Source organism: Allobosea sp. GW822-FHT05A11 (assembly GCF_058800455.1).
The window spans coordinates 483,475-505,706 of sequence record NZ_JBXAMI010000001.1 but is presented as its reverse complement, the minus strand read 5'-3'; the positions used below and the strand labels follow the sequence as shown (position 1 = coordinate 505,706).

Genomic DNA, 22,232 nt, shown 5'->3' with positions numbered 1-22,232 from the left:
GGCTGCCAGCGCTTGCAAGGAAGGCTCCCGATGACCCGTTCGGCCTATGACACCGATCTCGACCGCAATCCGGCGAACTACCAGCCGCTGACACCGCTCGCCTTCCTCGAGCGCGCCGCCTCGGTCTTCCCCGAGCGCACCGCGATCATCCACGGCCCGCTGCGCCGTTCCTATGCCGAATTCTATGCCCGCTCGCGCCGCCTCGTCTCGGCGCTGGCCAGGTACGGCGTCGGCAAGAACGACACCGTCGCGGCGATGCTGCCGAACACCCCGGCCATGCTCGAATGCCATTACGGGGTGCCGATGGCCGGCGCCGTCCTGAACACGCTGAACACCCGGCTCGACGCGGCGATCATCGCCTTCTCGCTCGACCATGGCGGCGCGAAGGTGCTGATCACCGATCGCGAATTCTCGAAGACGATCAAGGAAGCGCTTGCCCTCTGCAAGACGAAGCCCCTCGTCATCGATTATGACGACCCGGTTTATGACGGCCCCGGCGAGCGCTTGGGTGAGATCGAATACGAGGATTTCCTCGCTTCCGGCGATCCCAATTTCGACTGGCTGATGCCGTCGGACGAGTGGGACGCCATCGCGCTCAACTACACCTCCGGCACCACCGGCGACCCCAAGGGCGTGGTCTATCACCATCGCGGCGCCAACCTGCTGGCGACCTCGAACGTCATCACCGGCAATCTCGGCCGGCATCCGGTCTATCTCTGGACGCTGCCGATGTTCCACTGCAACGGCTGGTGCTTCCCCTGGACGATCTCGATCGTCGCCGGCACCCATGTCTGCCTGCGCCAGGTCCGGGCCAGGGCGATGTACGATGCGCTGGCCGACCACGGCGTGACCCATCTCTGCGGTGCGCCGATCGTGATGTCGGCGCTACTCAACGCCACGCCCGAGGAGCGCCGCGACTTCCCGCAGACGGTCTCCTTCTTCACCGCCGCCGCCCCGCCGCCCGAGGCCGTGCTCGCCGGCATGAAGCAGGCCGGCTTCGAGGTGACCCATCTCTACGGGCTGACCGAGTGCTACGGGCCTGCCGTCGTCAACGACTGGAACGACGACTGGAACGCGCTCTCTCCGGCCGAGCAGGCCGCCAGGAAGGCCCGCCAGGGCGTGCGCTATCCGGCTCTCGAAGCGCTCGACGTGCTCGATCCCGAGACGATGCAGCCCGTCCCGCGCGACGGCCAGACGCTCGGCGAGGTGATGATGCGCGGCAATGTCGTGATGAAGGGCTATCTCGGCAATCGGAAATCGACCGAGGCCGCCTTCACTGGGGGCTGGTTCCATACCGGCGATCTCGGCGTGCGTTATCCCGACGGCTATATCCAGCTCAAGGACCGCTCGAAGGACATCATCATCTCCGGCGGCGAGAACATCTCGTCCATCGAGGTCGAGGACGCGCTCTACAAGCACCCAGCCGTGCAGGCGGCCGCCGTGGTCGCACGCCCCGACGAGAAATGGGGCGAAACCCCCTGCGCCTTCATCGAGCTGAAGCCGGGCAAGAGCGCGACCGAGGCTGAGATCATCGCCTGGTGCCGGGAGCATCTCGCGGCGTTCAAGTGCCCGCGCACGATCGTCTTCGCCGAAGTGCCGAAGACCTCGACGGGCAAGATCCAGAAATTCCGCCTGCGCGAGATGGCGCGGGCGCTGTAGGCCAGCCGGCCTGGCCACGGCGTCCGGCAGCCGTCATGCTCGCCCTTGTGGCGAGGCGAGCCTACACGTCTTGAACACGTCCGTCGGCGAGCGAAGACATGGATGGTCGGGACAAGCCCGACCATGACGTGGAGCGTAGCGAGCCGCGCTCTCAGGCCCCGGCGCGATCGAGCCTTCCATTCGGCGTGAAGCGGTCGACGGCTTCCGGCAGGACCTGCGACAGCCGGTCGAGCAATTCGTCGCGCGACAGGCCCGTCCGGGTCGCGATCGCGTCGATCACCTGCGGGCCGAGCGCCTGTTCGAGATCATTGGGCGCGACCTGCTGGTTGGGTCCGTGCTGCACCCAGGAATCGACCTTCTCGCTCTGTCCCGCCTGCTTGAAGCGGTCGGCGAGCTCGCCGAGCCCGCCATTCAGCATGCCGCCGACACCGCCGGCCCCGAGCAATCCGCCGAGGCCACCGAGAAGCCCGCCATCGCCTTGCGGCGCGGCCCCTGCCTGGCCCGGCTGCGGCACCGGCGCCTCGCCCGGTTCAGGCTGGCCGCGCCCGCCAAGCCATTCGGAGATCTTGTCGCGGTTCTGGTAGCCGGCGACGGCGAGGAGGCCCAGAAGGGCGGTCAGGGACGGAAATCCGCTGCTGCTGTTGTCGTCACTCACGGCAATCACTCCATGTGGGAGAAAATATCGGCTTGAAGTCGCATCGCGACAGCGGGAAGCCGATGCGGGAACGGTCGGGTTCAGACAGCGCGATTGCGGCTGCTGATCATCCCCCAGACGGCCAGGACGATGACGGCACCGACGACGGCGCCGATCAGCCCGGCTCCCTCGCCCGGCGCGTACCAGCCGAGCGACTGGCCGAGCCAGGTCGCGACGAAGGCCCCGACGATGCCGAGGATCGTCGTCAGGATGAAGCCGGCAGGCTCGTTCGAGCCCGGCATGACGAACTTGGCGACGACGCCGGCAATGAAACCGATGATGATGGTCCAGATGATGCCCATGACAGTCTCCCCCGCGCGAGGCGCGCCTGGCCTCAACTGGCCATCGCGCAAGATGTTCCCGCCAGCTTGCATCACCCCGAAACGGGCGAAGCGGTTTTCGGAACATGCCGAAGCAGCTTCGAAGTCCATTGTGTCATTCCGTTGACGGCTCTTGCAGCCGCCTACGAAAAACCGGCCCTTTCGGGCCGGTCCATCCGCATCTGTGTAGCACTCAAAGGGCCTGGCGGCCCGCAGGCTCAGTGCAAGGTTCGCTCCGGCATGGTCATCCGTACGCGTTCGATCTCATCCTTCAGTTGCAATTTCTTCCGCTTCAGCTCTGCGAGGCTGAGGTCACTCGAAGACGGGCTCGCCACAGCCTGGGAGATGGCGTCCTCGAGTTGACGGTGCTTGCGCTCGAGTTCCGCAAGACGGGTCTGCAACGACATCTGGATCCTCCTGATGAGCGGTTGACTTAACCAATCTGGCATAGAGCCGGCTTCACGTCTTCCCCGCGCCGTCACACGGCATTCATGAGATTCTGTGATCGTGACCGGTCCGTTTCCGGAAAGCCGTGAATAGATGGCTTCCCTATGCCTTCAGCCGCCTTGCCCGCACTTGCAGGACTCCGGGCGGCACGCGCATAGTCGCCCCCGATCAAGGCGATGATGAGATGCCCATGGGATTCGAGCTCAGCCCGGAAGAGGTCGAGACCTTCACCTCCGAACTCGCGCGGCTGCGCGAGGAGCACCGCGATCTCGACAGCGCCATCGATGCGCTGGAGCGCGTCGGCTCGATCAATCAGGTCCAGGTCCAGCGCCTGAAGAAGCGCAAGCTCTACCTCAAGGACCGCATTTCCCAGATCGAGGACGCACTGACGCCCGACATCATTGCCTGAAGCCACCCTTTCCGGCTGCCTTACGCCGATTCGCCCTTGCTTACCCCGCATCGACCGGTCTAGATCGCGCGCTTCCGGAGCCGAGCCCGAGCGCATTCCATGGCAGCCAGCAGCCCACCCGTCGCCATCATCATGGGCAGCCAGTCCGACTGGGCGACGATGCGTCATGCAGCCGAGGCTCTCGACACGCTCGCCATCCCTTATGACGCCCGCATCGTCTCGGCTCACCGCACGCCGGAGCGGCTCTTCGACTTCGCCAAGGGCGCGAAGGCCGAGGGCTTCAAGGTGGTCATCGCCGGTGCCGGCGGCGCCGCGCATCTGCCGGGCATGACGGCATCGCTGACGCCGCTGCCGGTTTTCGGCGTGCCCGTCGAATCCAAGGCCCTCTCGGGCCAGGACAGCCTGCTCTCGATCGTGCAGATGCCGGCCGGCATCCCGGTCGGCACGCTCGCCATCGGCCGAGCCGGCGCCGTCAACGCCGCTCTCCTTGCCGCAGCCGTGCTCGCCCTGTCCGATCAGGCGCTCGCCGAACGCCTCGACGCCTATCGCGCCCGCCAGAGCGCCGGCATCGCCGAGCGCCCCAACCGGGACGACGCATGAATCCTCCCGTTCCCACCGGCCTCGCTCCCGGCGCCATGCTCGGCATCCTCGGCGGCGGCCAGCTCGCCCGGATGATGGCGCTCGCCGCCGCCGATCTCGGCATCCGCTGCCATGTCTTCGCGCCCGAGGCCGACAGCCCGGCCTTCGACGTGGCGGCGCGCCATACCGTCGCGGATTATGAAGACCAGGAGGCGCTCGCCCGCTTCGCTGACGCCGTCGATGTCGTCACCTACGAGTTCGAGAACGTCCCGGCCGCGACCGCTGCCTTCCTCGCCGCGCGCGTGCCGCTCCATCCCGGCGCGCGGGCGCTCGCGGTGACGCAGGACCGGCTCAGCGAGAAGCGCTTCGTCTCCGAACTCGGCCTTTCCGTCGCGCCGTTCCGGGCCGTCGATTCGCTCGCCGATCTCGAAACGGCCGCCGCCGAGCTCGGCCGCCCCTCGGTCCTGAAGACCCGCCGCTTCGGTTATGACGGCAAGGGCCAGGTCAAGATCGCGCCGGGCAGCGACCTCGCCCAGGCTCATGAGGCGATCGGGCGCTTTCCCGCGATCCTCGAAGGCTTCGTCTCCTTCGTGCGCGAGGTCTCGGTCGTCGCCGCACGCGGGCTCGACGGCTCCTTCGCCGCCTTCGACGTCTGCGAGAACGAGCATCGCGACCATATCCTTGCCTATACCCGCATCCCCGCGAATCTCTCGGAAGGCGCATCGCTCCAGGCGATAGACGCCGCCCGCCGCATCGGCGAGGCGCTCGGCTATGTCGGCGTCTTTGCCGTCGAGCTGTTCGTACTCGAGGCCGAGGGCGACCTCGCCGAGCGCGTCGTCGTCAACGAGATCGCCCCGCGCGTCCATAATTCCGGGCATTGGACCAGCGAGGGCGCCGAGACCTCGCAGTTCCACCAGCATGTCCGCGCCGTCTGCGGTTTCCCGCTCGGCTCGACCGCCCGGCGCGGCCGCGTCGAGATGGAAAATCTGATCGGTGCGAGCGCGCTGCGCTGGCGCGAACTGCTGGCCGAACCCGGCGCGCATCTGCATCTCTACGGCAAGCGCGACGCCCGTCCGGGCCGCAAGATGGGCCATGTCACCCGGGTCACGGACGAGCGCGCCTGAGCGCCCGGTTCCAGGCTGATCCCCGAACTGCATCCGACCCCGCATTTTCAAGGGATTGCGGCGTGGACAGCCGAAATGAATTCTGCTATCGGCACCCATCTTCGCGCGGTGGGCTCTGGCTTATCGCCGGCCTCCATTCTTGGATCAACCCGTTAAGGACGGACGTTTCACGTGCAGGTTCTCGTTCGCGACAACAATGTCGATCAGGCGCTCCGCGCCCTCAAGAAGAAGATGCAGCGCGAGGGCATCTTCCGTGAGATGAAGCTTCGTGGCCACTACGAGAAGCCTTCCGAGAAGCGCGCTCGCGAAGAGGCCGAGGCCGTGCGCCGCGCCCGCAAGCTCCAGCGCAAGAAGCTCCAGCGCGAAGGCCTCCTGCCTGCGCCGGTGAAGCCCAAGCGCCCCTGAGACCCTCTGGCTGCCCTGTTTGGGGCTGCCATGACAGGGCCGATAGTGATTTGCGCCTGGAGCTCGCTCCGGGCGCGTTGTCATTTGAGCGACGTTAACCAAGTTTTGGCGGATTTCGGGCGTCTTCTCCGAGAGAGCGCTGCCGGCCAGGGAGCGCGACCACGCCGCGACGGCCTGCATCGGACCGAAAAGTGAAATCCGCTTTTCGAAGAAATCCGGTGCTGGAACAATAAGCCGGTTCGTCACTTTGCGCCCAGCAGGACGCATGGCGATCCGGAAGCCGGGCATCCTCCGGAACGAGGGCATCGCGGCAAGCGAAGCACGAACACCGATGAGGCAGAGCATGATCCGAGGCAATTACTGGTTGGCCGCAGCCGGCATGGCGCTGGCCCTGGCGGGTTGCGACACCGTCTCCAATCTCGGCTCACAGCCCGCCGTCGCCGAACTCGACACCCGCGACACCGCCGACGCCAGCGTCAATATCGGCTCGCTGAGCGAGGTCATCTCGCGCAATCCGAACGACCCCGGCGCCTATAACACGCGCGGCGCGGCCTATGCCCGCGTCGGCCGCTTCTCGGATGCGATCTCGGACTTCACCAAGGCGGTGCAGATCGATCCGACCCTCGCTTCCGCCTATACGAATCGCGGCCTCGCGCTGCGCCAGAGCGGCCGCGCCGATTCGGCACTCGCCGATTTCAACCGCGCCACCACCGCCAATGCGAATTATGCGCCGGCCTATATCGCCCGCGCCAACCTACTGCGCGCACAGGGCAACAGCCAGCAGGCGCTGGCCGATCTCAACACCGCGATCCGGCTCAATCCTGAATCGGCGGAAGCCTTCCATGCCCGCGGCCTCGTCTACCAGAAGGAAGGCCAGCATCAGAATGCCGTCACCGATTTCGACTCGGTGATCGACCGCAATCCCTACACCGCCCCGCCCTATATCGCGCGCGGCGAGAGCCTGAACGCGCTTGGCAAGTACGATTCCGCGCAGGAGGACTTCACGGCCGCCCTCAACGTCGACAACCGCAATGCCAATGCCTGGGCCGGCCGCGGTTTCGCCTTCGAGAAGCTCGGCAAGAAGGCCGAAGCCTCCGAAGCCTATCAGCGCGCGCTTTCCATCGACGGCAACAATGCCCAGGCCCGCGCCGGCTCCTCGCGCCTCGGCGGCGGCGGCGGTTTCTTCCGGAGCTGACGGAGCATCGGGCGCGCGCATCAGGGGCGCGGGCCGGCTCCCTCCCCGATCATGCGGCTTTCCGCCCCGCCGATGCTGCCTGATACGGCATCGGCCAGGAAACGCCTGATCTCGCCGATCGATCCGTAGCGCGGCAGATCCGCGTGCCGCCCCGTGGTAAAGCCCAGGAAGCGCTTGGGTGCGTTCGCGAGCGCGTAGAGCTGCTGTCCCTGCGCGAAGGGAATCACCTGATCGCGCTCGCCATGCAGCACGAGCAGCGGCGCCCGGACCCGGGCGATGATCTCATCGGAGCGGAACTGGTCCTTCATCACCAGGCTGAGCGGCAGATAGGGATAGAGATCCTGCGCCACAGCCAGGGTCGAGCGATAGGGCGCCTCCAGCACCACTGCCTGGAGCGGCACCTCTGCCGCGAGCTTCAACACCACGCCGGTGCCCAGCGACTCGCCGTACCCGGCCAGCCTGCCGGCGCCGAACCGCGCCGCGGCAGCGCCATAGGCCGCCCGCGCGTCCTGCAGCAACCCCTCTTCGCTCGGAGTGCCGGATGAGCCGCCATAGCCGCGATAGCTGATGGCGAACAGGCCCGTGCCGTCCTCCGTGAGTCCCCGGAAGCGCTCCACGCGCCCGGGCCTGCCGAGATTGCCGGCATTGCCGTGGAAATAGAGCAGGACCGGCTTGCCCGCGCGCGGCGGCACGACCCAGGCGACCAGCCGCTCGCCATCGGCCGTGGCCACGCTGACCTCCTCGGCGGCGTCGAGCCCGGCCGCAGTGATGTCCGCCCTCGCCGGATCGCGCGGATACATCATCTCGCGCTGGCGCAGATAGAGCATGCCCAGCCCGGCGAAGTAGCCCGCCAGCCCCAGCAACAGCAGCAGTTTCAGCAGACGCCGGATCATCACGCGATGCAGGTTCCGGAAACGAAAGGGCCGGCGATCAAGCCGGCCCTTTGCAGCAATCCGATGACGGCTCGGCGCGTCAGTGCGCCATCGCCTTGACGATCGCGTCGGTGACCTTCTTGGCGTCGCCGAACAGCATCATGGTGTTGGGTCGGAAGAACAGCTCGTTCTCGACGCCGGCATAGCCCGCCGCCATGCCGCGCTTGATGAAGAGCACGGTCTTGGCCTTCTCGACGTCGAGGATCGGCATGCCGTAGATCGGCGAGGACTTGTCGGTCTTGGCGGCCGGGTTGGTGACGTCGTTGGCGCCGATGACGAAGGCGACGTCGGCCTGGCCGAATTCCGAGTTGATGTCCTCGAGCTCGAAGACCTCGTCATAGGGCACGTTGGCCTCGGCCAGCAGCACGTTCATATGGCCGGGCATGCGGCCTGCGACCGGATGGATGGCGTATTTGACCTCGACGCCCTCCTTCTTGAGCAGGTCGGCCATCTCGCGCAGCGTGTGCTGCGCCTGTGCCACCGCCATGCCGTAGCCGGGCACGATGATGACCTTGCCGGCATTCTTCATGATGTAGGCGGCATCGTCGGGCGAGCCCTGCTTGACCGGCCGTGCCTCGACCGCGCCACCCGCGCCGGCCGCGGCGTCATCGCCGCCGAAGCCGCCGAGGATGACCGAGATGAAGCTCCGGTTCATCGCCTTGCACATGATGTAGGACAGGATCGCACCGGACGAGCCGACCAGCGCGCCGGTGATGATCAGCGCCATGTTGCCGAGCGTGAAGCCGATGCCCGCCGCGGCCCAGCCGGAATAGGAGTTCAGCATCGAGACGACGACCGGCATGTCGGCGCCGCCGATCGGAATGATCAGCAGTACGCCGAGCACCAGCGAGACCGCGACGATCAGCCAGAAGACGGTGTGGCTCTCGCTCTTGATGAAGATCGCCAGCAGCACCACGAGCGCGATGCCGAGCCCGATATTGATGCCATGGCGCTGCGGCAGCATGATCGGCTTGCCGCTCATCCGCCCGTCGAGCTTGAGGAAGGCGATGATCGAGCCGGTGAAGGTGACCGCGCCGATCGCGACGCCGAGCGCCATCTCGAACAGGCTCGCGCCCTTGATCGAGCCGGCATGGCCGATGCCGAAGGCTTCAGGGGCATAGAGCGCCGCCGCCGCCACCAGCACCGCGGCAAGGCCGACCAGCGAGTGGAAGAAGGCGACGAGCTGCGGCATCTGCGTCATCTGCACGCGCTTGGCCATGACCGCGCCGATACCGCCGCCGATGGCGATGCCGATGATGACGAGCAGCCAGCCCGAGAAGCCCGACGGCGGGAAGAACACCACGGTCGTGACGATGGCGATCGCCATGCCGATCATGCCGTAGCGGTTGCCCTGTCGCGAGGTCGTCGGATGCGACAGGCCGCGCAGGGCCATGATGAAGAGGACGCCGGAGACGACGTAGAGCAGGGCTGAGAGGTTCGCGGCCATGGCGATCAGCCCTTCTTCTTGTACATCGCGAGCATTCGCTCGGTGACGAGGAAGCCGCCGAAGATATTCACCGAGGCGAGGACCAGCGCGAGGAAGCCGAAGACCTTGGCCCAGATCGGCCCGTCACCGAGCGTCGGCAGGGTCTCGACGCCGACCGCCAGCAAGGCGCCGACGACGATGACGGAGGAGATCGCGTTGGTGACCGACATCAGCGGCGTGTGCAGCGCCGGCGTCACCGACCAGACGACGTAGTAGCCGACGAAGACGGCGAGCACGAAGATCGCGAGGCGGTAGACCGTCGGGTCGACGCCGCCGGTCGCGATGCTGGCCGCGGCCGCGGCCTGATCGGCGTAGCGCTCGGCGAGCTCGGCCGCCTGTTTGGCGAGAGCGGCCGCGTTGCGGGCCTGTTCGAGAGCCTGTTCGGTGGAGGGAGTTGCCATGGTCGGAATTCCTTCGCTCAGGCCTTGGCTGAGAAATTCGGGTGGATGACGGCACCGTCCTTCGTCAGGGCGGTCGCCTTGACCAGCTCGTCGTCCCAGTTCACCGCGAGCTTCTTCTCGGCCTTGTCGATCAGCGTCTCGACGAAGGCGAAGAGGTTCTTGGCGTAGAGCGAGGAGGAGGTTGCGGGCAGGCGGCCGGGCACGTTGAGATGGCCCACGATCTTGACGCCGTTATCGGTGGTCACGACTTCGCCCGCCTTGGCGAGCTCGCAATTGCCGCCGCGCTCGACCGCGAGATCGACGATCACGGAGCCGGGCTTCATGCTCTCGACCATCGCCGCCGAGATCAGCTTCGGCGCAGGCCGCCCCGGGATCAGCGCGGTGGTGATGACGATGTCCTGCTTGGCGATGTGGCTCGCGGTCAGCTCCGCCTGCTTCGCCTGGTATTCCTTGGACATCTCTTTGGCGTAGCCGCCGGCGGTCTGCGCCTGCTTGAATTCCTCGTCCTCGACGGCGAGGAACTTGGCGCCGAGCGATTCGACCTGTTCCTTGGTGGCGGGGCGCACGTCGGTCGCGGTGACGATGGCGCCGAGGCGCCGCGCGGTCGCGATCGCCTGCAGGCCGGCGACGCCGACGCCCATCACGAAGATCTTCGCTGCCGGTACGGTGCCCGCCGCCGTCATCATCATCGGCAGCGCCCGGCCGTATTCGGCCGCGCCGTCGATCACCGCGCGATAGCCGGCCAGATTGGCCTGCGAGGACAGCACGTCCATCACCTGGGCCCGGGTGATGCGCGGCATGAACTCCATGGCGAAGGCGGCGACATTGGCCTTCGCCAGGGCCTCGACCTGCGCTTCATTGCCATAGGGGTCCATCGTCGCGACGACGAGCGCACCGGCCGGCAGGCCGGCGATCTCGCTCTCCGACGGACGCCGCACCTTCAGCACGATAGCCGCGCCGGCCAGCGCTTCCGCCGCCGTTTTCGCGATCGTCGCCCCTGCTGCCTCATAATCCGCATCGAGGATGCCGGAGGCTTTGCCCGCCCCGGTCTCGACCACGACCTCGGCACCGAGGCCCTTGAACTTGCGGACGGTCTCCGGCGTCGCTGCGACGCGGGTTTCCGCCCCTTGCGTTTCGGCTGGGACAGCAATGCGCATGGCGGGAAAAGGCCTTTCCGGCGTTATGGGGAGACGGTCAGAGCAGGAGCAGCGCGAGCAGCATCAGCACCAGCGAGACGAGAGGCGCGCGCCAGGAGATCGACGGGGCGGCGATGCCGATGCCCGTGCCGATGACGGCAAGAAGCGTGCCGATCAGCGCCGTGCCCCAGGCGTGCTTGGTGCCGCCGACGGCGAGCGCCGCGACGATGGCGAGCGAGGCGACGGTCGCAACCTCGGCGAAATGCACGAAGCCGGTATAAGTCCGCTCATGCTCGGGATAGTCCATCGCGGGGGCGTCGGCGTGATGGGCGTGGTCGGCCATGGTCTCGATCCTGAAAAAGACACAGTCTCTCTAAGCCTGTAGCGCACCCGCGACGCACGGGCAACGCGGCAGCTTGCTGCAACGGTGGAGCATGCCGTCGCAACCTCGCGCAACCATTCTCTAGCGAACAGCGCGGAGCAATTCAATCGATTTAAATAGAGAATCATTCTCGTTATCGGCCGATTTTGAGAACGATTCAGTCACTCGGCAGCGGCCGGGAGCATGGCATCGCCGCCCGTCGGGTCGGACCGACGGTATCGGCAGCCCTGTTTCACGGAGGCGGAGGGCGACTGAGCGCCTTATGCCGCCGGCTTCAGCCCCGCAGCCGTCAGCGCCGCACCCTGCTGCGCCGCGACGCGCTCGACGGAAAATCCCTCGATCTCCGCTTCGAACAAGCGGTGGAAATTCAGCTCGGCGTCGAGATGCAGGAAGACGCCGCCGAGCCCGATCGCGGCGCGGTCCATGAACACGAACTCGCGCGGGACCGTCACGGGTCCGCGCGCCTTCAGGGCCTGATGCATCTGGAAAGCCTGCTTGCGCCCGTATTCGGCCGGGCTGACATCCTCGGCGATGCGCCTGACCCGGTCCTCCAGCAGCGGCCCATAGATGAAGCGCGCCCAGATGTTCAGGGTGTCGACGAGATCTTTCGTCAGTCCCTTGAAGCCCCAGGTCTCATAGGCGTGGACGACGCGGGCCTCCTCGCCGTCGCGCAAGCCCTTGTAGAGATCGACGACGCCGCCGACGAAGCTCGGCGGGAAGATGCGGATGCAGCCATAGTCGAGCAGGTTGATGCCCTGTGGCTCCCCGCTCTCCGAGAACACCGTGTAGTTCCCCAGATGAGGATCGCCATGAATGACGCCGTGATGGCTGAACGGGCGCCACCACGCCTTGAACATCGCCGTCGAGATCCGGTCCCGCACCGCCTGCCCGTCTTGCTTGTGCGAGAGAATCGGGCTGCCCTCTAGCCAGTGCATGGTGAGAAGCCGCCCGGTCGAGAGCCCGGCCTCGACAGCCGGCACGCGAATTTCAGGCGTATCCGACAGGATCGCCTGATAGAGCGCGGCATGCTTGGCCTCGCGCCGGTAGTCGAGTTCCTCGCGGACGCGGGCGCCGATCTCCTTGGCGATCTCGGTGGTGTCGATCACCGCGCCCATGCGCCGGTGCAGCGAGAACAGCACCTCGAGTTGCGCGATATCGGCCTCCACCGCCGATTCCATGTCGGGATATTGCAGCTTGCAGGCGAGCGCCGCGCCCTCCAGCGTCGTCGCGCGATGCACCTGCCCCAACGAGGCGGCAGCCGCCGGCTTCAAGTCGAATTCGCCGAAGCGCTCGCGCCAGTTGGCACCGAGCTCGGCCATCATCCGGCGCTTGACGAAGGCCGCGCCCATCGGCGGCGCCTGCGATTGCAGCTTCTGCAATTCGGCGGCGTATTCCGGCGGCACGACATCGGGAATGGTGGCGACGAGCTGCGCCACCTTCATGATCGGCCCCTTCAGCCCGCCCAGCGCCTTGGCCAGCGCCTCGGCATTGCTGGCGTCGCGCCCTTCGACGCCGAAGAGCCGGGCGCCGGCCATCCGGGCGGCCACCCCGCCGACATTGGCGCCGACGCGGGCATAGCGCGCCGCGCGAGCGGAGAATCGGTTGGCTTCGGCGTCGCGTTCGGACATGCGGATCGTGCTTTCGCTGTTCCTGCCCACCTCATGTAGGCACCGGCGAGCCGCACGCCAATGCGACAAGCCGCGCTAGGCGCCCTGCCCCGCCAGCAGGCAGATGCGCCGCGCCACCTCATAGGAGGTCTCGAAAGCCGGCAGCGGCAGGAATTCGAAGCGCGAGTGGAAATTATGCGCGCCGGTGAAGAAATTCGGCGTCGGCAGCCCGCGCGCCGAGAGCGCCGCCCCGTCCGTGCCGCCCCGCATCGGGATCCGCTTCGGCGCGATCTGCAATTCGGACAGCGCCGCCATCAAGAGATCGACCGAGCGCCGGTCTTCGCCCAGGCTGTCGGCGATATTGCCGTAGACATCGCTCACCTCCGAGGTGACCCGTCCGGTCGGATAGCGCTTTGCAATCTCCGCCGCTACCTCGCCGATCCGCCGCTTGCGAGCTTCGAAGGACGCCTTGTCGAAGTCGCGGATATTGGCGCGAAGCACAGCCTCGGCCGCATTGGCGACGAGTTCGACGAACCAGGTATAGCCTTCGCGGCCGGCCGTGTTCTCCGGCGTTTGCGCACGGTCGAAAGCGGCCATGTAATCCTGCGCCATCAGGATCGGGTTCACCAGCACGCCCTTCGCCGACATCGGATGAGCGGTGACGCCGGTGAAGACGATCTCGGCCATGGCGGCGTTGAAGTTTTCCCAGACGACCTCGCCGACCTCGCAACTGTCGATCGTATAGGCGAAGTCGCAGTCGAAGCGGGCGAGATCGAGCGCCTTGGCGCCGCGCAGACCGATCTCCTCGTCCGGCACGAAGGCGACGAGGATATCGCCATGCTGATCCTCTGGGCGCAGTTCCGCCAGCAGCGTCATCACGATCGCGACCGCCGCCTTGTTGTCCGCGCCGAGCACGCTGGTGCCGTCGCTGAAGACGATTTCGCTGCCCTTATAGGGTTTGATCTCAGGGTGCTCTGCGACGCGCAGCCAGATGTCGTTCTCCGCGTTGAGGCAGAGGTCCTCGCCCGCGAAGCGCAGCACCTGCGCCTTGATCACCGGCGACAGGCCGACATCGACGGTATCGACATGCGCGATGAAGCCGATGCGCGGCGCGCCCGGCTTCGTGCCGCGCTTCAGCGCCGTCACCGTGGCGTGGTCGTCGATGACGACATTCTCCAGCCCGAGCCCGCGCAGCTCCTCGGCCAGCAGTTCCGCTAGCACCTGCTGGCCGGGCGTGCTCGGCAGGCTGGTCGCCTTCATGTCGCTCTGGCTCTCGATCGCGACATAGCGCAGGAACCGTTCGAGCAGTTTGTCGCGCAAGCTCATCGCGCCTCTCCCTTGGCCTGTCGCGACAGCCAGTCCCGCACCTCGGCCGCGCTTGCCGGCTTCCCGCCGGCAGCCTCGACCAGGCGGACGGTGTCCGCGATCAATTCGCGATTCGTCTTCTCGCAGCCGAAGGGCGCATCCTCCAGTCCGCCACGGACATGGACGCCCCGCGCCACGGCCGGGCCGATGAGGTCTCTGAGATCGACGCCGAGCCCGGCGATCATCACCGGCGCCTCCGGCGCATCCTCGGCGAGCAGCCTGAGATGCGCCTCCAACGCCCATTCGCGCGGCGGAAAGCCCCAGGCGAAGGCATCCGAGAACATCAACCGGTAGATCGGCATGGGCATGGCCGGATAGGCCTTGGCGAGCGCCGAGCCGAGCCGCGTGAAGCCGGGCTCGTAGATCGCATAGCTCGGATGGACCTTGTGGCGCTCAGCCACCTCCATCCCCTCGCGGATATGCTCGCCGGGATTCTGGTAGATGAAACCGGCCTCGCCCTCCGGGATGCCGGCAAAGGTCGTCCAGTTGCAGGAGCCGGGATCGAGCACGCCCCACTCGGCAAGCCCGCGCTTCGCCAGCTCCTCGAGATGGGTGTAGCGGCCGGAGCCGATCATGTCGCCGGCATAGCCCGAGCCGAGGATCGGGATGGTCGGGTAGACGATCGCGTCGACCCTGGCGCGGATACCCTCGATCGCCTGCGCATAAAGCTGCCAGTCGTCGCGCTGCCGGCCGGTCGCCATGTCGTAGACATGCAGATGCACGATCGCCGCGCCAGCCTCGACGGCGGCGATGCCGTCCGCGACGATATCGGGGATGCTGATTGGAATGCCGGGCTGGCGCTCCTTGCCCCAGGGGCCGTTGATCGCGGCCTCGACCCAGATCGGCTTGCTCACGGGCATGTCCTCGCTTCTCCGCAATTTTGCGCAGACCGTAAGCTGTGCCGCTCGGGCTTGTCAGCCCATAGGCCGGCTGGGCAGGATCGGCGCAAACGCATGCGAAGATCGGAGCCCACCATGCTCGAACGCCGCGCGACCTATCGCGACACGCTGGACGCCTTCGCCTGGCGCATCCCGGAGCGGTTCAATATCGGCACGGCCTGCTCGGACGCCCATGCTGACGGCACAGGCAAGCCGGCGCTGATCTTCGAGGAAGACGGCGGAAAACTCGCGACACTCTCCTTCGATGAACTGGCTCGCGCCTCGAACCGCTTCGCCAATCTGCTCGGCGCTCACGGCATCGGACCGGGCGAGCGCGTCGGCATCCTGCTGCCGCAATCGCCGCAGACCGCGATCGCCCATCTCGGCGCCTATAAGCTCGGCGCCATCGCCCTGCCGCTCTTCATCCTGTTCGGGCCCGAGGCTCTGGAGCATCGCCTCGGCCATAGCGGCGCCAGCGTGCTCGTCACCGACGCCGAGAATATCGGCAAGGTCGAGGCGATCCGCGACGCCTTGCCCAACCTGCGCAAGATCTTCGTCGTCGGCGGCGCCGGTCATCTCGATTTCGAGGCGGAGATGGCAAAGGCCTCCGACCGCTTCACTGCGGCAGACACCCGCGCCAACGACCCGGCCGTGATCATCTACACCTCCGGCACCACCGGAAAGCCGAAGGGCGCGCTGCATGCCCATCGCGTCCTGCTCGGCCATCTGCCCGGCGTTCAATTGCCGCAGGAATTCTTCCCGCAGGCGCATGACCTGTTCTGGACGCCGGCCGACTGGGCCTGGATCGGCGGCCTGCTCGATGTCCTGCTGCCCAGCCTTTATTGCGGCGTGCCGGTGCTGGCCTCCCGCGCCCGCAAATTCGATCCCGAAGCTGCCTTCGCTTTGATGGCGCGCCACAAGGTGCGCAATGCCTTCCTGCCGCCGACCGCGCTCAAGCTGATGCGGCAAGTCAACAATCCCCAACGCTTCGGCTATGCGATGCGCTCGATCGGTACCGGCGGCGAGACGCTCGGCGCCGACATGCTCGACTGGAGCCGCGAGACCTTCGGCTTTCCGGTCAACGAGTTCTACGGCCAGACCGAGGCGAACCTGCTCGTTTCCAACTGCGCGAGCCTCTACCCGGTGAAGCCCGGCTCGATGGGCCGTGCCGTGCCCGGCCACCGCGTCGCGGTGATCTCGCCCGAGGGGCGCGAACTGCCTGATGGCGAGCAGGGGCTGATCGCGGTCGCACGGCCCGACCCGGTGATGATGCTGGAATACTGGAACCAGCCCGAAGCCACCGCGGCGAAGTTCATCGGCGACTGGCTCGTCACCGGCGATAGCGGCGCGCGCGACGAGGAAGGCTATTTCTGGTTCCAGGGCCGCGACGACGACATCATCTCCTCGGGCTCCTACCGCATCGGGCCCGGCGATATCGAGGATTGCATCATCCGCCATCCGGCCGTGCTGATGGTCGCGGTCGTCGGCGTGCCCGATCCCGTCCGCACCGAGATCGTCAAGGCCTTCGTGCTGCCGAAGCCGGATGTGACGCCGACGGCGGAGCTGGCGAAGGAAATCCAGGCCTTCGTGCGTGACCGGCTGGCAGCCTACCAGTATCCGCGCGAGGTCGAGTTCGTGACGGAGCTGCCATTGACTGCGACCGGCAAGATCATGCGCAAGGATCTGCGCAACCGGGAGATCGCGAAACAGCAGGGCGGTTGACGGGCTGAAACGTCAACGCGCCTCCAGCACGAGCTCGAACGTCATCAGCACCGGGTTGTCGCCACGCTTCAGGCGGCCGCTCGCCAGAGCGCCGCTATAGTCGACCAAGGCGACATCGATCGCCGATTCGAAGCCGCCGGCACCGCGGGCGATCCGCCCCTCCGTGATCGCAACCTCCGTCGCGAAATTCTCGACCACACCACCATCGACAAACCGCGCCCCGATGGTCGAGCCGACACCGCCATGGATGACAGCCTCGCGGATGCCGCGCTCTGCGCAAAACGATTCCAATGCCCCGCAGAAATCGACATTCGGCTTCACCCGCAGCGCGAAGAACCGCCCTGCCCCGGCGCCACCCAATGCCGCCGCCACCGGCCCGAACAGCTTGAAATGCGTCTCGCTATCCGGCTCGGCCGCAAAGACCGCGCCATTGAGCCCGACGGCCTCCACGGTGATCGTCTCGGCAACCACCGTCTCATCCGGCAGGATATGGCCGCCGCTGCGCTTGCCATCGCCCTCCACCCACAGCGCATGAGCATGGAAGAACGGCGCGCCATCGCGCTGGCCGAAGGTCATCGCGCCCACTTCGACACCAGCTCCCCCTTCCGGCCGGAAGGTGTCGCTATAGAAAGCCGCATGCTCAGGCGTCTTCGACAGCGCCGGCATCACATAGGCGAAGGGCGAGAGCTTCAGCCCGTCGAGCTTCACCACGCCCGAGGCGAACCCCTCGGCTGCGAAGCCGCTCCTCACCGCCTCCAGCAGGGGCACACCGGCCGGCAGCGTCAGCGAGAAGGAGCGCCCGCCGCACTCCACCCACTGGATGCGCTCGGGCGTTCCCGTACCGGGCTGCTGGATGCGCCTCACGATGCCTTCCCCTTCAGGAAATCGAGCTCGCCGCGCCTCTCCAGCTCGTCCTTGACGAGGCGCTTCGGCACCTTGCCATAGCCCGATTTCGGCAGGGCCTCCCAGAACAGGAAGCGCTTCGGCATCTTGTAGCGGGCGATCTTGGGCCCGAGGAAATCCGCGATCTCGCCTTCGGTCGCGTTCTGGCCCGGCCGGTTGACGCAGACCGCGATGCCGATCTCACCCCAGACCGGATCGGGCACGCCGAGCACCGCGACCTCCGCGATGGCAGGATGCGTCAGGATCTTCTCCTCGATCTCACGCGGATAGATGTTCGAGCCGCCGGAGATGTACATGTCCGAGGCGCGGCCGGTGATGTAGACGAAGCCCTGTTCGTCCATATGGCCGAGATCGCCGGTGCGGAACCAGCCGTTGCGGAAGGATTTCGCATTGGCTTCCGGGTTGTCGTAATAGCCCGCGAAGACGGCCGGCCCGATCACGCAGATCTCGCCTTGGACGCCCGCCTCGACCTCCTTGCCGTCCTCGTCCTGGATCTGCACCTGCATGCCCGTGCGCTCGAAGCCGCAGGTGCCGATGCGGGCGTTCGGGCCGTCCTCGGCCTCGTGCAGGGCCGGCGGCAGCACGGTGATGTTGCCGGTGACCTCGCCCAGCCCGAAATACTGCACGATCACCTTGCCGAGTTTCTTGAGCGCCGCCTTCTGGTCCTCGCGATACATCGGCGCGCCCGCATAGATGATGTAGCGCAGGCTGGAATGATCGTGCTGGTCGGCGGCGGGATGCTCGACCAGCATCTTCAGGATCGTCGGCACTGTGAAGATGTTGCTGATGCGATGCTTCGCGATCAGGCGATAGGCTTCGTCGATGTCGAAACGCTCGGTCGGCAGCAGGATCGAGGTCGCGCCGCGCGCCGAGATCATCAATTGGTGCACGCCCGCGCCATGCGAAAGCGGCGCCACCACCAGAGAGGCGTCCTTTTCGGTCGAGCCGGGCACGAGGTCGCAGAGATGGTTGGTGATGACGAAGCCCATCTGGCCATGGGTCAGCACCGCCGCCTTGGAGCGCCCGGTCGTGCCGGAGGTGAAGAAGAACCAGCAGGGATCGTCGTGCTCGACCGCGGCGTTCTCGACCGTCTCGCCGCGATGGCGCGCGGTCACGGCGCCGACCTCGTCCTCGCCGAAAGCGCCCTCGCCGATCCGCCAGGTGAACTCCGGCGCAGGCTTCGCAGCCGCGACGGCCGCCGCATGCTCCGGGAAATCGCCATGGCAGAGGAAGCCCTTCGCGCCGGAAGCCGTGGCGAGATAGGCGACCTCGTCCGGCAGCAGGCGGAAATTCGTGGGCACCCAGACGGCACCGAGCCGGAAGGTCGCGAACATCGAGATAAACATCGCGTCACAGTTCTTGGAATGGACCAGCAGGCGGTCGCCCTTGCCGATGCCCCGCGCCCGCAGGCCCGCCGCCAGCGCGGAGACCTGCGCATCGATCTCGGCCCAGTCGAGCGTCTTCTCGCCCCAGATGAAGGCGGGGTGTGCGGGCAGGCGCCGGGCATTCTGCGTCGCGATATGGGCGAGGTTCATCACGCGCCGCGTCATCGGCACGACGCCCCCGGTCGGGGCTGCTTTTGCAGAGCTCATCTTGCGGCTCTCCCTGTCTCGATGGAACGCGGTGCGGCGGCCACGATCGGCCGCGCAGCCCGCTTGGATACGAACATCTGCTTGAGCAGCGCTTCCAGCCGCTCGGCTTCGCGCGCCAGCAATAGCGAAAGCTCCGCCTGCCGGGCCGGCACCATCCGGCTGTCGATCGCGGCGATCGACAGCGCCCCTGCGACCCGCCCGTCCGGGTAGCGGAAGGCCCGGCCGATGCCCCATGAGCTGGCGACGAGCCGGCCAGGATTGAGCGAGAAGCCGCGCGCGCGCGTCCCGGCGACATCGGCCCGCAAAGCCTCCGGCGCAAAGCCGGGATAGCGGGCCAGCAAGACGGCATCGTTGGCGGCGATGACCCGGTCCACATCGTCGTCCGGCAGGGCGGCCAGCATGGCGAGCGAGCCCGCACCGACGCCGAGCGGATGCTGGTCGCCGGCCTGCAGCGCGTGCGTGCGGACCGGATAGGTCCCCTCCTCCCGATGCAGGCAGATCGCGTAGTTCTCGCGCCGGACGGTGAGGAAGCTCGTATCCTGCGTCTCGGCCGAAAGCCGGCGCAGGCCCTCCATCGCGATCTCGAGCAGGCTATGGCGCCGCGCGGCCAGCACGCCGAGCACGAAGGCCTCCTCGCCCAGGCAATAACGCCGCGTCTGCGGCTCCTGCTCGACCAATCCCGCCCGCATCAGCGCCAGCAGGAGGCGCCGCGTCGTCGGCTTGTTGAGGCCGCTGCCGGAGACGATCTCGCCAAGCGGCAGCCCCTCGGCCGGCTCCCGCCCGATCAGCGAGAGCAGCCCGAGCGCGCGGTCGACGCTCTGCGAGCCGGACAGCCCGGCTTCGGGCGCGAAATTTGGCGGCAAGCGCTCCTCCACACAGTCCATGATATGGACCTTGTTCTTGTTCTCCAACCGTAGATGGGCGCTTTGCGGATTGCAATGCCGCTTCCCTTGTGTAATCTGCCTGCCGTCCCGCTGTCCGGCTATTCACAGTGTGGACCACAAGCGACGCCGACGACCCAACAAGATCGGCGCGGAGGGAGGAACGGAACGATGGCCCCCAGGGCATCCTGCATAGCGGGCGCTTCGCGTCCGGCGACCGGCACCTGAGGCCGCCGCATGGTCGATGTCATCGATACCCTGAAAATCCCTGAGAACCTCAGCGAGAACGAGGACGCACGTCCCGGCTCGGCCATCATGCGCCCGGTCGAGGCCGTCGCTGCCGTGCTGGTCGCCTTCATCATCGGAGTGCTGCTGCTCGGCGTCGTCTCGCGCTATGTCTTCTCGCTGCCCTTCGTCTGGGTCGACGAGGTCGCCTCGATCGCCTTCATCTGGCTCGCCATGCTCGGCGCCGCCATCGCCGTCGACCGCAACGAGCACCTGCGGCTGTCGCTGTTCGTCGGCATGATGCCGCCGCGGCTGCGCGAATTCGTCGAGACGCTGGCGCTCGTCGCGGTTGCCGCCTTTCTGGCCGCGATGGTCGACCCGGCCATCGAATACGCCGTGGAAGAGAGCTACGTTACCTCGGCCGCGCTCAACATCCCCGTCAGCTGGCGTGTCTCGGCGCTGGCCGTCGGCATCGTCCTGATGCTGCTGCTCACCCTGCGCTATATCTTCAAGACCGCGCGCCTCGTCGACATCGCCGCAGCCGTGCTGGTCGTCGGCGGGTTCGGCCTGGCCTTCTGGCTGCTCGGGCCGACGCTGAAGGGGCTCGGCTACTACAACATCCTGATCTTCCTGCTCGGCGTCGTCGCCGCCTGCCTCGTTGCGGGCGTCCCGATCGCCTTCTGCTTCGGGCTGGGCACGCTCGCCTTCCTCGCCTTCTCGACCAGCGTCCCGACCATCGTCATGATCGGGCGCATGGACGAGGGCATGTCGAGCCTCATCCTGCTCTCCGTGCCGATCTTCGTGCTGCTTGGCTGCATCCTCGACGCGACCGGCATGGGCAAGGCGATCGTCGATTTCCTCGCGTCCCTGCTCGGCCATGTCCGCGCCGGCATGTCCTATGTGCTGCTCGGCTCGCTCTATCTCGTCTCGGGTATTTCGGGCTCGAAGGTCTCGGACATGGCGACGGTCGCGCCCGCGCTCTTCCCGGAGATGAAGCGGCGCGGCTACAAGCCCAAGGACCTGATCGCGCTGCTTTCGACCGGCGCCGCCATGGCCGACACCGTGCCGCCCTCGATCGTGCTGATCGTGCTGGGCTCGGTCGCCGGCGTCTCGATTGCCGGGCTGTTCAACGCGGGCTTCGTCATCGCCGGCGTTCTGCTGGTCGCGCTCGCCGGTCTCGCCCGCTGGAAGGCGGCGGCGGAGGACATGAAGGGCGTACGCCGCGCGCCCCTCGCAGTGATCGGCAAGGTCGCGCTCGTCGCCGCGCCGGCCCTCGTCCTGCCCTTCATCATCCGCGCCGCGGTCGGCGGCGGCGTCGCGACCGCGACCGAGGTCTCGACCATCGCGGTGCTCTATGCGCTCGTCATCGGCATCGTGCTCTATGGCGGCATCAGCCTGCGCAAGTTCTACCAGATGCTGGTCGAGACGGCGGCGCTCTCCGGCGCGATCCTGGTGATCCTTGGCACGGCGCTCGCCATGGCCTGGGCGCTGACCCAGACCGGCTTCGCCCGCGACCTCGCCGTCTTCATGGCGAACCTGCCCGGCGGCTGGCTCACCTTCATGGCGGTCACCATCGTCGTCTTCATGATCCTGGGCTGCGTGCTGGAGGGCCTGCCGGCGATCGTGCTGATGGCGCCGTTGATGTTCCCGATCGCCAAGAATCTCGGCATCAACGACGTGCATTATTCGATGGTCGTGGTCACCGCGATGAATATCGGCCTGATGGCACCGCCGATCGGCATCGGCTTCTACATCGCCTGCAAGATCGGCAACGTCTCGCCGGACGAGGCGATGGGCGCGGTCTGGCCCTATATCTTCGCCCTGATCATCGGCCTCGTCGTCATCGCCCTCGTCCCCGGCCTCTCGACCTGGGTGCTGTGAAGCTCACAA

At 67.0% G+C, this 22,232-nt stretch carries 22 protein-coding genes; 8 read left to right on the top strand and 14 right to left on the bottom strand.

The window, feature by feature from the left end:
• The first annotated feature begins 30 nt into the window (after positions 1-30).
• The gene (locus AC1RLU_RS02460; RefSeq protein WP_492793696.1) at positions 31-1,659 is read left to right on the top strand and encodes an acyl-CoA synthetase; all 1,629 of its coding nucleotides are present in this window, start codon (positions 31-33) and stop codon (positions 1,657-1,659) included.
• A gap of 151 nt (positions 1,660-1,810) precedes the next feature.
• On the opposite strand, the gene AC1RLU_RS02455 is transcribed toward AC1RLU_RS02460, so the two are convergent.
• The 3 genes from AC1RLU_RS02455 to AC1RLU_RS02445 form a co-directional block, all read right to left on the bottom strand.
• Positions 1,811-2,314: a YidB family protein gene (locus AC1RLU_RS02455; RefSeq protein ID WP_061970296.1), complete on the bottom strand. Its 504-nt coding sequence runs from the start codon at positions 2,312-2,314 to the stop codon at positions 1,811-1,813.
• Between the two features lie 80 nt (positions 2,315-2,394).
• Entirely contained in the window at positions 2,395-2,655 is a 261-nt protein-coding gene (locus tag AC1RLU_RS02450; protein WP_061969893.1) for a GlsB/YeaQ/YmgE family stress response membrane protein, read from the bottom strand.
• A gap of 236 nt (positions 2,656-2,891) precedes the next feature.
• A complete protein-coding gene (locus AC1RLU_RS02445) occupies positions 2,892-3,080 on the bottom strand; it encodes a YdcH family protein (RefSeq protein ID WP_061970298.1) in 189 nt (62 codons plus the stop codon).
• A 230-nt stretch (positions 3,081-3,310) separates the two neighbouring features.
• On the opposite strand from AC1RLU_RS02445, the gene AC1RLU_RS02440 reads away from it, so the two are divergent.
• The 5 genes from AC1RLU_RS02440 (at position 3,311) to AC1RLU_RS02420 (ending at position 6,832) form a co-directional block, all read left to right on the top strand.
• Positions 3,311-3,529, top strand: coding sequence for a YdcH family protein (locus tag AC1RLU_RS02440; protein ID WP_047580734.1), 219 nt, complete (start codon positions 3,311-3,313; stop codon positions 3,527-3,529).
• 99 nt (positions 3,530-3,628) lie between these two features.
• Complete coding sequence (gene purE, locus AC1RLU_RS02435; RefSeq protein WP_061969895.1) at positions 3,629-4,129, top strand: 5-(carboxyamino)imidazole ribonucleotide mutase; 501 nt, start codon at positions 3,629-3,631, stop codon at positions 4,127-4,129.
• The gene (locus AC1RLU_RS02430) at positions 4,126-5,232 is read left to right on the top strand and encodes a 5-(carboxyamino)imidazole ribonucleotide synthase (protein ID WP_492793695.1); all 1,107 of its coding nucleotides are present in this window, start codon (positions 4,126-4,128) and stop codon (positions 5,230-5,232) included. The genes purE and AC1RLU_RS02430 overlap by 4 nt, the downstream gene beginning before the upstream one ends.
• Positions 5,233-5,403: 171 nt before the next feature.
• Positions 5,404-5,637: a 30S ribosomal protein S21 gene (rpsU, locus tag AC1RLU_RS02425; RefSeq protein WP_061969899.1), complete on the top strand. Its 234-nt coding sequence runs from the start codon at positions 5,404-5,406 to the stop codon at positions 5,635-5,637.
• Positions 5,638-5,980: 343 nt separating this feature from the next.
• Positions 5,981-6,832 (top strand): tetratricopeptide repeat protein, encoded by an 852-nt coding sequence (locus tag AC1RLU_RS02420; RefSeq protein WP_185745081.1) that lies wholly within the window; start codon positions 5,981-5,983, stop codon positions 6,830-6,832.
• Between the two features lie 20 nt (positions 6,833-6,852).
• On the opposite strand, the gene AC1RLU_RS02415 is transcribed toward AC1RLU_RS02420, so the two are convergent.
• The 8 genes from AC1RLU_RS02415 to AC1RLU_RS02380 form a co-directional block, all read right to left on the bottom strand.
• The gene (locus AC1RLU_RS02415; RefSeq protein WP_492793694.1) at positions 6,853-7,725 is read right to left on the bottom strand and encodes an alpha/beta hydrolase; all 873 of its coding nucleotides are present in this window, start codon (positions 7,723-7,725) and stop codon (positions 6,853-6,855) included.
• Between the two features lie 79 nt (positions 7,726-7,804).
• On the bottom strand, positions 7,805-9,211 hold the full coding sequence (locus AC1RLU_RS02410) for an NAD(P)(+) transhydrogenase (Re/Si-specific) subunit beta (protein WP_061969901.1): 1,407 nt from the start codon (positions 9,209-9,211) through the stop codon (positions 7,805-7,807).
• A 5-nt stretch (positions 9,212-9,216) separates the two neighbouring features.
• Positions 9,217-9,651 (bottom strand): NAD(P) transhydrogenase subunit alpha part 2, encoded by a 435-nt coding sequence (locus AC1RLU_RS02405; RefSeq protein WP_061969903.1) that lies wholly within the window; start codon positions 9,649-9,651, stop codon positions 9,217-9,219.
• Positions 9,652-9,668: 17 nt separating this feature from the next.
• A complete protein-coding gene (locus AC1RLU_RS02400) occupies positions 9,669-10,808 on the bottom strand; it encodes a Re/Si-specific NAD(P)(+) transhydrogenase subunit alpha (RefSeq protein ID WP_492793693.1) in 1,140 nt (379 codons plus the stop codon).
• Positions 10,809-10,845: 37 nt separating this feature from the next.
• Positions 10,846-11,130 (bottom strand): aa3-type cytochrome c oxidase subunit IV, encoded by a 285-nt coding sequence (locus tag AC1RLU_RS02395; protein WP_061969907.1) that lies wholly within the window; start codon positions 11,128-11,130, stop codon positions 10,846-10,848.
• 299 nt (positions 11,131-11,429) lie between these two features.
• Positions 11,430-12,797 carry an ABC1 kinase family protein gene (locus AC1RLU_RS02390; RefSeq protein ID WP_492793692.1) on the bottom strand — a complete coding sequence of 456 codons (1,368 nt, stop codon included), beginning with the start codon at positions 12,795-12,797 and terminating at the stop codon, positions 11,430-11,432.
• 75 nt (positions 12,798-12,872) lie between these two features.
• Positions 12,873-14,102 carry a peptidase T gene (gene pepT, locus AC1RLU_RS02385; RefSeq protein ID WP_492793691.1) on the bottom strand — a complete coding sequence of 410 codons (1,230 nt, stop codon included), beginning with the start codon at positions 14,100-14,102 and terminating at the stop codon, positions 12,873-12,875.
• Positions 14,099-14,995: a beta-keto acid cleavage family enzyme gene (locus AC1RLU_RS02380; protein ID WP_492793690.1), complete on the bottom strand. Its 897-nt coding sequence runs from the start codon at positions 14,993-14,995 to the stop codon at positions 14,099-14,101. Before AC1RLU_RS02380 ends, pepT begins: the two co-directional genes overlap by 4 nt.
• 120 nt (positions 14,996-15,115) lie before the next feature.
• On the opposite strand from AC1RLU_RS02380, the gene AC1RLU_RS02375 reads away from it, so the two are divergent.
• A complete protein-coding gene (locus tag AC1RLU_RS02375) occupies positions 15,116-16,741 on the top strand; it encodes an acyl-CoA synthetase (RefSeq protein ID WP_492793689.1) in 1,626 nt (541 codons plus the stop codon).
• A 12-nt stretch (positions 16,742-16,753) separates the two neighbouring features.
• On the opposite strand, the gene AC1RLU_RS02370 is transcribed toward AC1RLU_RS02375, so the two are convergent.
• From AC1RLU_RS02370 to AC1RLU_RS02360, 3 genes are read right to left on the bottom strand one after another with little or no spacing between them, the layout of a single operon-like run.
• The gene (locus AC1RLU_RS02370; protein ID WP_061969915.1) at positions 16,754-17,605 is read right to left on the bottom strand and encodes a PCC domain-containing protein; all 852 of its coding nucleotides are present in this window, start codon (positions 17,603-17,605) and stop codon (positions 16,754-16,756) included.
• Entirely contained in the window at positions 17,602-19,236 is a 1,635-nt protein-coding gene (locus AC1RLU_RS02365) for an acyl-CoA synthetase (protein WP_492793688.1), read from the bottom strand. The genes AC1RLU_RS02370 and AC1RLU_RS02365 overlap by 4 nt, the downstream gene beginning before the upstream one ends.
• Positions 19,233-20,120: an IclR family transcriptional regulator gene (locus tag AC1RLU_RS02360; RefSeq protein ID WP_492793687.1), complete on the bottom strand. Its 888-nt coding sequence runs from the start codon at positions 20,118-20,120 to the stop codon at positions 19,233-19,235. The genes AC1RLU_RS02365 and AC1RLU_RS02360 overlap by 4 nt, the downstream gene beginning before the upstream one ends.
• Positions 20,121-20,354: 234 nt before the next feature.
• Between AC1RLU_RS02360 and AC1RLU_RS02355 the strand changes: the two genes are divergently transcribed.
• Entirely contained in the window at positions 20,355-22,223 is a 1,869-nt protein-coding gene (locus AC1RLU_RS02355) for a TRAP transporter large permease (protein ID WP_113584920.1), read from the top strand.
• Positions 22,224-22,232: the final 9 nt, after the last annotated feature.